Source organism: Pseudomonas sp. SH10-3B (assembly GCF_019891415.1).
Classification (GTDB): Bacteria; Pseudomonadota; Gammaproteobacteria; order Pseudomonadales; family Pseudomonadaceae; genus Aquipseudomonas.
Genome location: NZ_JAFLXD010000049.1, coordinates 1 through 13,133, shown reverse-complemented (window position 1 = coordinate 13,133; position 13,133 = coordinate 1). Strand labels below are relative to the sequence as shown.

Sequence of the window (13,133 nt, the reverse complement as noted above, 5' to 3'; positions counted from 1 at the left end):
CGAAGTGCCTCTCTCTGTGAGCAACAGGAGGTACTCATTTATACGCCGGCATAAGGTAGCTCCATGATCAATGTTCGACCCTCGCACACGCCAAACGCCTTCACTCAAAACGAACTGAATCCGCCCACAAAACCTGCAAACTCAGCGACACCTCAAGGCATTGCCCAGCTTACTCAGGAAATACAGGATGGCGCATCGCCCAGCGCCCCAAACACTCACCTTGCCCCGACGCGCCTGAGCCGAAAGCTGCGTGATATTTCATCGACATCCACCCCACGCGCTGCAACCATTCGCCAGTTCGCCGAAGCCTTGGTTGACAGGGGGGACCGGCAATTGGCGTTAGGTGTCGCCAATAGCTTGATGCGCCAACGGCTTGCCGTCGAGAAAGATCACCCCAGCGATGCCGAGGACAGGGTTACCGTCCCGGCCGACTCAACCTTCGGCCTGGCCTGGACGGAACTGGCTGACGCCCTGCACTCGGAACCGTTCAAATCGTTTGCCGAGGCCCGGAAGCTCGATATCTCCCAACTGACAATTACCCCCGAGGGCCGCCTGATCGAGACAAGCAAGGAGCCTCCTGCCGACTTCATCCTGGGTAACGACGCGGACTGGGCAGCCGCGTCAGGGGCGGTGTTGGCCGCGGTCAAAAAAGTCGCCGGGAACACCTCGCTGGCCGTTGATGTCCACGGACGCCATCTGGCGTCGGCCTACAACATCGCGGCTTTCTACGGTTTGCAACTGGGTCAAATCGAAAGCGACCACACACTGCTTGCCGTCGGACAACTGCTAAGCGAAGGCAACTTCCACGCTTTCAGCACGCCCGATCCGAACTACACCACCGTTTACGCTCCAGTCAAACAGCGACAAGGAGAAGCCCGCCAACGGATCATGGATTTGCCGCCTGATCAGTTGAAGCAGCGTCTTGAGCAGTTCACACCGTCAACCGTGGAGCAAAAGGTCCAGGAAGCCGATCGAGCCCTGGCGCAGCAGTGCAGCCAGGCCCTGATGCGACTCGCACCTCAAGCCCGAGCCCAAAGCGACGAGCCCCCGCTGGTGCTCAACGCGATTCCTGAGTATTCGACCTTCTACCAGGTGCGCAAAAACCTTCTGGCTGCGCTGGCCGGCAGCGCCTTTAACGCCTTTGCACAAGAGAACAACCTTGAGCCCGGCAGCGTTCGTATCCACCCCGGCACCGGTGAGCTCACGGGCAAGGTGAATGGCAACAACCGCTCTTTTAGCGTGAACGATGTTTCGGGATGGGGTGATGTCTGGACAGAGATAAAAGAGGCCATCCAGCAGATGGCCGCTGGGGCAGATCTCGCTGTTCGATACCCGTCGTCACCCTCTGCATCGCTGCACGAGGTCATGAGCTTTTACAACGAAGAGATTCCTCGCCAACCCAACGGCCAACAACCCGGGCTGATCTCGCTTCTGGATCGAAGCATCGCGATGACCCATAACAACGGTTTCCAAGCGCTCACTGACACCCGCACGCGCGACGCCCAATCCATTGCTGTAAGGGAACGACAGTACGCCGTCACGCGACAGCTTGCCGAAATGCCCGCCCCTCTTTCAAACCTTGAAACGCTCGCGGCAGCGGTAGAAGCCGATCCGAGCGCGACAGCGGCCAGCGTAATATCAGCGGAAGAAGCGCTGGCAACTGCCGACAGCGCGCTGGCTGTCGCCACGCACCGGGCAATGCATGATTTGAAAACGAGCATGGGTCAAGCCTCGTCGAAAATGATCGAATCGATTCCAACTGAAAGCCTGTTCGGTCGATGGCACAGTTACCTGAACAAAGCCATCAACGGACGAGGTTTTACGCAATGGGCTGGAGCCCATAACGTTGAACTGACCTCTCTGCGATTCGACCCTAAAGACAGCGCGCTGATAGGCAAGGTCAACGGCGTTGACCAACGTTTTACAGTCGACCACTTTGCGAAAACATACCCCGACTATTTGGATGTCTTCACGCCGGTGGTGACCGCCGCCCAGACATTCGCACGGGACACCCCGATACTGCTGGCTCACGCCAATAACAGCGCGCCATTGGAATGGGTGTGCAATTTTTATGGCATCAACTCGAACCCAAGTACCGCCTCATTCGACGCCAGCTCGGTGCAACTGGGTCGTACGAAGAGCTTTCTGAACAGCCCCAGGCATCCAGAACAAATCGTCAGATGGCTGAACCGGCAAACAAGTGAAGTGGGCGACAGCAATGATCGGCATGCACTCATTGATCAGCTCAAACACGGCAATATCTCAAACGACGACACCACCCGCTTCATGGTCGATCAGGATTCATCCCATCAGCCTAAGGGCATGACCACGGTACAGAAATTCCTCGCGGATCAGGGGTGGTTCGAGGCGAAGTCGGCGGCGCAGGTCGATAACCTGTTACAGGCTCTGCAGACACCTACGCCGCAGGCGCCGGCACTGGGCAATAATTGGGGTTTTCTTGCCACGGATCTCCCCCTGAGCACGGTCCAGCGCGAAGCCGTTAGTGGGTTCGTGAAACGCTCCATCGGCAACCATCCCAACCTCTTCGACTACCTGAGTGCCCAAGTCCCCCGCCTCAGCAGTGACCCTGCACAAGCGCTGGACCAACTGCTCTCCAGTGACGGCGCGCTGGAACTGGCCACGAATCTGCAAGTCGAGATGAAGGGTGCATTCACTACGACCAGCCTCAAACAGTGGCTGTTGACCGCTCTGGTACTGGAACTTGATCCCTCAGCCGGCACGCAACGCAATCGTGTCGCGGGTTATGACTTCATGCAGGTGCAAAACTGGGGGCGACCGGCACATGAAATACGCCAACAGTTTGCACGCCACTTTGATCAGCCCAACGCCAGCGACGTGCCGTCTCAACAGGCAATGATTGCGGCCCATTTGCTGATGTCAGGTGCTGCGCCGCAGTTTCTGGTCAAAGATCTGCCACCGTCCATTATTCAGGGCACACCCCAGTGGGCAATGTTTCATACCGCCGTAGACCGGATCGAACAAACAGCGCCCGGGGCCACGCGGTACATGAACTTCAAGCAGGTGATGGACTTCCACAAGATCAAGCCTCTCTCCCCCCAAGAACAGCTGCAATTGCTCAGGGCGCAAATGAACCCTCTGATTGATTGGGGGATCATCAATGGCGTCATCAGCAGGACTGCCAATGACCAATACACGCCGGAGCTGCTGCAAGCGTGTGTCAAGGCATTGGGTGAGCAAACCGCTGCCGTGGCAGATGCCAAACGCTACATCAACGAATTTCCTGTACCCACCCGACGCGCCCTGGCACTTGAGAACCTCAAACAGAAATTTGGTGAGGGGGTGCCCTATGAACAACAAAGTCTATGGAGAGAAAGCGATCAGTTGTACGGCACCATGGCGAGCGTGGTCGAAGCCTATGAAGCCGGACAATTGGGGGATACGTACAGGCCAACAAACCTGATCGATCGTTTGACAAGTGGCGCGGATACTCCTGCCTGGGAAGCCAGGGATACGCGTATCCCTATCCAGCAACTGCATGATCAGGCGAGCCAATTGCCCGACGTCAATGCGCAGTACGACGCGGCGATCGAAAGCGACTTCGTCCCTCGTCGCGCTCACTCGATTGTGATCATCAAAGACTTGCTGTGCAGACTCCCGGCAGAGGTCCGCAACCATCTGGCCAACGGCAAGATTGAGTACTACAGCGTTCGGGAGTCAGACACCAGCACATGGCAAAACCTCAGCGCCAAAACCGGTAAAAAAGGCAGCCACGGCCTGCTGATTCGTGCGACCGGGCAAGACGCAAGCATCACCGATGTCGCCCTCTTTCCCGATGCCGGCACTGTAAAAATACTCTCGAACTTACCCAACCCCATGCCCCTGGGCGGCACAAACAAGGCTTTCGGCAAGATTTATGACGGCGCCGATGAAGGCCCCCATGCATTGCCGTTGGACTTCACCGCCTTCAGTTCAGCGGCGGCGCCACGAGACGCAATCACCTCAAACGTGATCGTCGACCGCATCACACCGGTCACGCTGGTAAATGGGAAGCTCATAAATGATGGTCTGGCCACATTCGGCGACACCCGCTCAAACTCGGCGCCCGCGTTCTTTAATGAGCAACTGGAGAAAATTGCCACAACCAGCGTCGACTCGCACTTCCTGCGCAAAGACGAGTACAAGGCGATCAACCATGGCTACAACCCCTTGGAAACAAAAGGCCCCACCTTTCTTGAACGGCTCAACGTCCTGGCGCGCATGGTCCCCGTTGTCAGCAGCGTCGAAGACCTTTACGAAGGCAACTACGCCGAGGCGGGCCGGGACCTCTTATTTGATGCGCTGAGCATTGTCTTTCCCGGTGCATTAGGAAAGGTGTGGTCAGTCGCGGTGGGTGCCTTCGAACGTGCAGCCGTCAGGCTTGGAGAAAATATCGTTCAATCCGCGGCCGAAGCAGCCGTCGCCTCAATGGCGGTTACAGACGTGACTGCCGCCAGTACTGCGAAGTCGTCCGACGCAGTCAGCCGTCTGCAGGGCAGCACTCTGGTGGAACAGGCGGACGGTGAATGGAACATGGCGGCCGACAGGGCCGATGGCGCGCTTATTCAACCCGGCAGCGCGCAACAGATCAGGCTCACTGCGGTGCGTCAAGCGGGGGAATGGTACGCCTACGACGCCAAGACAATGACCGCTTACGGGCCGGCCCTGGATGGCTTCATCTCTGATACGTCGTCAGCTGTAAGGCGAGAAACCTTTTCAGACGGCACTCAAGCGCTGGTCACGGAAAAGCCACTGGCCGCCGACGCCTACACCCTGCCACGTCGCCATGGCTTTGATGTGGTCAATGAGGGCAAGGTTTACCGTTACGACACCCGCAACCCTGGCGTGCTGAGTGATCTGGAATCAGCCGATCACTACAAGCCGCTGGAGGGTTTTGAAGCGACCTGTCCAGCCCCTACCGTTGCACAGGACAGGGTCAGGCGCGGAGTCAGTAACACATGTTTTTCCAAAGAAATAGAGGTCGTTACCGACACGTCGCGCCAGGAACTTCAGGCGCTTGAGCACCAGCGGCTGTTCCCCTCGGCGCCAGGTCTGTTGAGGCGGGATCAATTTGTCATTTTCGAGCGCCGTCGATACAAAATGGTCGATGGCGACATGGGTCCCCAACTGGTCCCGATGCCTCAGAACACGCCCATCGCCTACAAATCGCAGATCACTGGCAGCCTGAAACACGATCCCAATTTTGGCTTTTCCGGCGCACAAGCGAGTGGTTCCCTGGCCAGCGAAACCCGTGTGGTCAAGCTCAACAAAATCAGCGATGGCTGTAATGACAAACGTGAACTTCGAGGGGTGGTGGTGAAGGCAGCCGACGGTAAAACCAACTACCTGGTGGTAGAGGCTGATACCGCAGAGTTCTACTACACCAAACTGAGTGGCACCCCCACCGGCGAACTGACTTTCAACAAATGCACACCCCGCGACTTTTCTCTGGTCGAGGGTTACCGCAACGCATTCAGTACACGGCAAGGTGTCACTGAGATGCCGTTTGATGCCAACTTCATTGCCTTGCCCAAATTGGATTCAGCCTTCAAAGAGCTGGCGCGGTCCGGTTTCCTGAAAGAGGACATCGATACATTAAAAGCGTCGTGCAAAGACTTTACTCACGAACAACAGCGCGAAGTGATCTATCAGCTGCAGCAGACCAAGGCGATAAGCAAACCGAATATCGCGTTGCGGCCGAACCAAGTGTCCAAGTTGACCGAACCCGACGGCTTCAACAGTTGGACGCCAGAACGGAAAAACGAGTTCTATGCCGTCCAAGCGAAAAACAGCGTGAATCGGGCCATGAAGGCAACCGGGCTGGGACCCGCCAATATCATCCGTTCAACAGCGGACAAGGCACGCGCAGATGCCGCAAACATGACCAATGAATGGTTACGCAAAACCGTGCCGGAACATGCCGTGAACCGCCCGAACCTGATCTTGAAAGCCGGCGCTGGCAACTGTGGAGAAATGGCCTTGCTGTCCAAGGACATAATTAAAAAAAGCGGCGGCAGGGCTTACGAATGGGGGGCTTCGTCCGCCCATTCGTTCACCGTCGTCGGAGGTCCTTCCACACTTCCCCTAGGCACGCCAGACTTTTCCGAAGCCGCTTGGAGGGACGCCTGGATTGTCGATCCGTGGGCAGATATCGCCTGCCCAGCCCACCTGTACACACAGAAATTGAGCGAAGTCATGTCCCTATGGAGCCGCGAAAATCTGAAGATTGTGTATGGGGGCAATCCTATTAACCCGCTGGACGCAAAATGGATGGAACAACTTATCAAGAAACCGAAGGTCCCCTATTCCCATGGGTATACGGGCGGATAGACCGCAAGGCCAGGGAAAGCGCTGTGGCTGAATCACGGCGCTATCCCCCAGGCTTCACGCGAACGCTTCTAAGCACTTTCTTATCCGTGAAAAAGCATCAGTCCACCGAAAAAAACCTGCCCTGACCAATCTGCACACCGGCTTACAAATCCTGCAACCTACTCACCCCTCGGCGTAGGAACGCCCATCAGCCCCTTGGCCACGTATTGAAGTACCTCTCTGTATCAGTTGAGAGGCCGTACTTATAAATACGTAGGTAAAAGGGCAGTCCCATGATCAGCTTTACTCCGTCACACACTGTCAGCACCACTACTCCAAGCGCGCTGAATCGGTCCACGCCCCCCATAGGTTCAGTAACCTCTCAAGTCATCGAGTTTTTTCATAAACGCCTCAAGGATATTCAAACGTTCCCCGCGTCCGCGCAATCGAGTGATGAACCGGCGCCAGCCGGCAAACGTATCGAGCAATTGCTCAGGTTCGCCGTGACAAAGGAGCAACCCAGCGTAGCCGAGCGCACCGGCCAGTTGATTGAAAGCAGCCATGAGCCGCTGACGGACACCGCGCTGCGCAATCAGGTGGAACAACTCCTGAACCAGCCAAGCGCCATTGACTCGCAAAAAACCTACGCTCAATTTATTCAGGAAATACTCGACAGTTCGGCATCCCACACTCCGAACACTCGTCCTGCCCCGTTGCGCTTACGCCGAGATCTGCAAGCCTCTGAACCGGCCTCCGCTACGCGCAATGCGGCGGTTCGCCAATTCACCGATGCCTTGATCGACAGTGGTGACCGGCAGTTGGCCATAGGTGTGGCCAATAGTTTGATGCGACAGCGGCTCGCAGCCGAAACCAATCGGCCCATTGCTGTGCAAGACCAGGTTGCTGTGCCGGCGGACTCAACCTTCGGCCAGGCCTGGACCGAACTTGCCGACGCGCTGCACTCGGAACCCTTTAAATCGTTTGCCGAGGCCAGGAAGATCGATGTTCGCGGATTGATGATCGACTCCAGGGGACAACTGACCGAAATGCGCAACAACGTGCCGGTCGACCTCTCGCTGCATCGGGACACAGACTGGGCAGCCGCATCGGCCGGGGTCATCAGCGCCGCCAGAAAAGTCCTCGACGGTAAGCAAGGTGTTATTACTTTCCACGACCGCGAACACGCATCGGCTGACAACATCGCCTCGTTCTACGGCCTGCAACTGGGCGGTATACGAAGCGACGACACGCTGTTCAGCATCGGACAACTGCTGCGCGAGGGTACCTTCCACGCCCTCAGCAGCACCGACCCGCACTACGCGAACGTTTACGCCCCGGTCAAACAGCGACAAAGCGAAGCCAGTCAGCGGCTTATGAGTTTACCGCCGGATCAGTTGACGCAACGCCTTGATAGGTTCACCTCTTCAACTGCGGCACGAAAGGTCCAGGACGCCGATCGAACCCTGGCGCAACAATGCAGCCAGGCCGTGATGAGACTCGCCCCTCAAGCCCGAGTCGAAGGCGAAGAATTCCCGCCAATGCTCAAAGAGATTCCGGAGTATTCGACCTTCAACCAGGTACGCAAAAACCTCCTGGATGCGCTGGCCGGCAGTGCCTTTACAACCTTTGTACAAGAGAACACCGTTGAGCCCGGCAGCATCGCTATCCACCCCGTCACCGGTGAGCTGACGGCTAAGGCGAACGGCAACGACGCGCGCTTTAGCGTGAACGATCTTTCGGGATGGAGTGATGCCTGGGTAGCGATAAAAGATGCCGTCCAGCAGATGGCCGCTGGATCGGATCTCGCTGTTCGATACCCCTCCCCACCCTCTGCATCGCTGTCTGAGGTCATGAGGTTTTACAACGAAGAGATCCCTCCCCAGCAAAACGGTCAACAAGGCGACTGGCGTCAACGCGAGCTGGTATTGCTGCTTGATCGAAGTACCGAGATGACCCGTAACAATGGTTTCAAGGCACTCATTGACCCCAGCACGGGCGACAACCTCTCTAAAGGTGTACGTGAGCGCCAATACGCCATCAGGCAACAGCGTGCCGACGCGCCCGCGCCCCTCTCTAAACTTGAAACCCTGGCCGCGGCTGTCGAGCCCCGCTCCAGCGCAACAGCGGGCAGTGCAATATCCCCGCAAGACGCCTTGGCAAGCGCCGAAAGCGCACTGGCCGCCACTACGCTCAACGCAATGCGCGAGCTGGAAAACAACCCCACCCAAGCCTCGACAAAGATGGTCGGGCCGATTCCGGCTAACAGCCTGTTCGGCCAACGGCGCAGTTACCTGGACAAAGCCATCAAGGCCCGTGGCTTCACCGAGTGGGCCGAGAAAAACAACGTTGATCTGACTTCCCTGCGCTTTGACTCCAGGGACGAGGCCTTGATCGGCAAAGTCAACGGTGTTGACCAGCGTTTTACTGCCGCTGACTTTGCGAAAAAGTACCCCGAGCATTTCGACGTGCTGGCGCCGGTACTGACCGCCGCCTCGGTATTCGCGACACCTGGAAAGCCGATCACGCTGTCTCACGCCAGCAGCAGCAACGCGCCGTTGGAATGGGTGGGCCGTTTTTATAGCCTCCCTACAGACCCGCGCAGCCGCGTATTCGAACGTAGCATGACGTTGCTGGACAGCCTGAAGAAGTTCCCAGCGAGCCCCGACGACCCGCAACGAATGGTGAATTGGCTGAATCAGCAAAAAATCGCATTGGCGGATAGCAATGATCGCTATGCACTGATCAGTCAGCTCAAACACGGCAATATCGACAACGACGACACCACCCGCTTCATTGTCGATCAGGGCTCCTCACACCGCCCTAAAGGCGTGACGACCGTGCAGAAATTCCTCGCGGATCAGGGTTGGTACGAGGCGAAGTCGGCAGCGCAGGTCGATAACCTGTTACGCGCCTTGCAAACACCGATACCGCAGGCGCCGGCCCTGGGGAACAACTGGGGGTTTCTCTCCACCGACCTGCCCCTGAGCCCCGCCCAACGCGACAAAATGAGCGCGTTCGTTAAAAACGCCATTGGTTCCCACACCGATCTCCTCAGCTACCTGAGCGCTCAAGTCCCCAACCTCAACACCAGCAGCCCGTTCCAAGCGGTGGACCAGTTGCTCTCCAGCGATGGCGCCCTTGAACTCGCCACCCACCTGCAAACCGAGATGAAAGGCGCCGCAACCGTCACCAGCCTTAAACAATGGCTATTGTCCGCCATGGTGCTGGAGCTTGACCCAGCAGCCGGGACCTCCCGAACTAGCCTGGCGGGCTTTGACTTGATGCAGTCGGATAACTGGGGATTGGGCACGGACAAGATTCGTGAGCGACTCAATAAACACTTGATCGATAATCGAAAAATCCAGGCAAACCTTGCGCCAGTGGCCGCGCGCCTGTTGATGACGGGCGCTGCGCCCCATCTGCTGGTTAACGATGTGCCATCGACCATAACCATGGGCTCGACCGAATGGGTGAGCTTTACCACCGCCGTCAATCGAATCGAACTGAACGCTCCCGGGGCGGCTGCGGACATGACCTTCCAGCAGGTCATGGATCTTCATCGCATCGGCCCCATCAACGACCGTGAAGCCCAACTGCAGTCTGTCGCCCAGATGAACCCGGTGTTGGATTGGGCTGTCATGAACAACCACATCGTCAGAAATGAAGAGGCCCCATACACCCTCGAACAGCTCCTCAGCAGCCAGCAGAAGCTGGACAAACAACTTGGCGAAGTTTCTGAAGCCAAACGCTACCTGCGTACCTTTGAGCCGCCAAACAGAAGGCCAATGGCCCTTGACGCGCTGAGAAAACAATATGGTTCGGCCATCGACTTCGAGAGCCGGGACATCATGACAACTCGCGCGGGGATATTTTCCGACATCCAGACAAGCATCGTAGAAGCCTATGAGGCGGGGCGCCTGTCCGAACATTTTGATCTGAGGCGGCGGGGGCTGGACATCAACGCGGTGTCTGCGCAAGCTCACAATCTGCCTGACATCACTGCGGAATTCGACAAGCAATTCGAAGAAGACTTCCTCCTGCGTCGGCGCCACACCATCACCCAGCTCAAGGACATGTTCAGCAAGCTGCCGTTGGAAGAACGCAATAGCCTCAACTTCGGCACGGTGGAGTACCTGAAAGTGGAAGGCGCCGGTAATGGCGTCGTGTTGAATTCGTTATACCAAGGGGTAAGCCGAAATTTCGCGGTTTACCCGGCCTCAGGGCATATCGTCCGTATTCCTGATATTGCCCCATCGATCGAGCTCGGTCAGAAGGTCAACCTGGCCATCGATGCTGAAGCCTTCAAAACGGGTGCAGAACCGAAACCGGGCGTCAAATCCGATGTTGTCTTGAAGGAAGGCAGCCAATATCTGCTCATGGTTCCCTCCGATCCCCCTGAAAAAGCCATGTGGGAAAGGGTCGATCTTCCTGAGCGCAGCGCAGACCTCCGCCCCCCCTACGACAGCGCTAGATTCGACACGCTGTCGCAGATACTGGTTGACTCGGTATACCTGCGCAAACCCGACCTTGATGCTATCCATCGCGGAGAGAACAACCTGGAGGATGGCTCGAAATCGGATAACTTCCTCCTGAACGTTCTAGGCGCACTGCCGGGAGTCGACAGCGTTGTAGATATTACCGAAGGCAAATACGTGGAGGCCGCTAGGGATCTGGCCATTGATATTGCGATTTACGTTACCACGGAGGGTGCCGGCAAACTCTTTACCGTGGCTAAGTCCGGTGCGAAGTGGGCGGCCGCTAAACTCTCGGAAAAGTTTATCGAGAAGGTGGGGGCTGAAGAAGGCACGGACATTGAACTCAAGGACATCACCGCCGCCAGCAGCTCGAAATCGCTCAGTGCGGTCAGTCGCATGCAGGGCAGTCCTGTTGGAGAAAAGGCGAGTGGAGAACTTGTCACGGCAGCCGACAGGGCCGATGGTGCGATCATTCACTCCGGCAGCACGCCACAGGTCAAACTCACCGCGGTGCATCAGGACGGTAATTGGTACGCCTACGACACTAAGACAGGAGCGGCTTATGGCCCGGCACTGGAGGGTTTCATCTCTGACACCTCATGTGCAGTGAGGCAAGAAACGTTTTCGGACGGCACTCAAGCGCTGGTAACACCACGACCCTTGGCCGCCGACGCCTACACCCTGCCTCGCACCCATGGCTTTGATCTGGTCAATGAGGGCAAGGTGTATCGTTATGACGCGCGCAACCCGGGCGTGCTGACTGACCTGGAGTCCGCCGACCACTACAAGCCCCTGGAGGGGTTCGAGGCGATTTGCCATGCGCCGCCTATTGGGGCGACACGGGTCAAGCGCGGGGCTAACGACACGTGCTTTTCCAGAATAATCGAGCAAGTTCCCGGAGAGTTGAGGCAGGAACTCCAGGCACTTGAACACCAGCGCCTGTTTCCCTCGGAACCGAACCTTCTGAGCAGGGATCAATTTGTCATCTTCGAGCGTCGTCGGTACAAAATAGTTGACGGCGAAATGGGCGAAGAACTTATCCCGGAGCCTCAGGGCAAGCCCATCGTCTACAAATCGCAGATCAGCGCTACCCTCAAAGATGATCCAAACTTCGGTTTTTTCCACGCGGAAGGCGGTGAATCGCTGGCGCAAGAAACCCATGTGGTCAAGCTCGACGCAATCAGCGATGCCTGCAATGACAAACGGGAACTTCGAGGGGTAATCGCCAAAGACGGCGCCGACAATGTCTTGGTAATAGAGGCTGATACCGCCGAGTTTTACTACGCCAAACTGAGTACCCCCCCCCACCACCGCACTGACCTTCAATAAATGTACGCTTAACGAGCTGCCACTGGTCCAGAAGTACCGGAGCAAACTCAGCATTCGCCAGGGCGCCTCCAAAATGCCGCTTGACGCCAACCTCATTTCCTTGCCCAAGCTCAACACCGCTTTTAAAGAGCTGGAGCGCGCTGGCTACCTGAAAGAGGATGTCGATGCACTAGAAGCAACGTGCAAAGCATTTACCGAGGAACAACAGCGCGAGGTTGTCTATCAGTTGCAACGAAGCAACGCGATCGGAGAAGCGAATATTGCTTTGCGGCCGAATCGAGTTTCCCAGTTGGCCCTACCCGACGGGTTCGCCACTTGGACGCAAGGGCAGCAAAACGAATTCTACGCACGCCGAGCAAAAGACAGCGTGAACCATGCCATGACGGCCACCGGACTTGGGCCATCTAACCAGATTCGCTCAGCAGGAGACATTGCACGATCAGACGCTGCGTATACAACCATCGCATGGTTACGTGAAACCGTCCCAACGAGCGCCCTGAATCACGCGAACCTGATTTTGAAGAGCGGAGCTGGCAATTGTTCAGAAATGGCCCTGCTGTCGAAGGACATCATTAAAAAAAGCGGTGGCCGAGCTTACCAATGGAGGGCGTCAGTGGATCACGCATTTACAGTAGTCGGCGGCCCTACTGTAAGGCCGCTAGGAACTATCAACTTCTCGGGCGCTGAGTGGGCCGATGCATGGATTGTCGACCCGTGGGCAAACATCGCTTGCCCTGCTCGCGAGTACACGCAGAAATTCGTAGAAGTCATGCGCCAATGGGAACTCGACAATATGCAAATAATGATGGGGGCTAGTCCTATAAGTCCGATGAATAGCGACTGGGTGAATGGGTTTACCACAAAACCGAAGACCCCCTTATAAGATAGGCAGCTGAGATAACGAGCAAAAGTGAACTGGCCTAATGATTTTGGACACTTCAATCGGGCGCTATGATAGCGCCCAAATCTGAGGTGTTTGGTTATGCGTAAATCTTATTCGAG

At 56.7% G+C, this 13,133-nt stretch carries 3 protein-coding genes; all 3 read left to right on the top strand.

The genetic code is table 11. The annotated features are described in order from the left end of the window. Positions 1–63 precede the first annotated feature (63 nt). The 3 genes from J1G35_RS26050 to J1G35_RS26040 all read left to right on the top strand — a co-directional run bounded on the left by J1G35_RS26050 (position 64) and on the right by J1G35_RS26040 (position 13,014). Positions 64–6,348 (top strand): hypothetical protein, encoded by a 6,285-nt coding sequence (locus J1G35_RS26050; protein ID WP_223016401.1) that lies wholly within the window; start codon positions 64–66, stop codon positions 6,346–6,348. A gap of 272 nt (positions 6,349–6,620) precedes the next feature. After that, complete coding sequence (locus tag J1G35_RS26045) at positions 6,621–12,131, top strand: hypothetical protein (RefSeq protein ID WP_223016400.1); 5,511 nt, start codon at positions 6,621–6,623, stop codon at positions 12,129–12,131. Positions 12,132–12,204: 73 nt separating this feature from the next. Continuing rightward, entirely contained in the window at positions 12,205–13,014 is an 810-nt protein-coding gene (locus tag J1G35_RS26040; protein WP_223016399.1) for a hypothetical protein, read from the top strand. Positions 13,015–13,133: the final 119 nt, after the last annotated feature.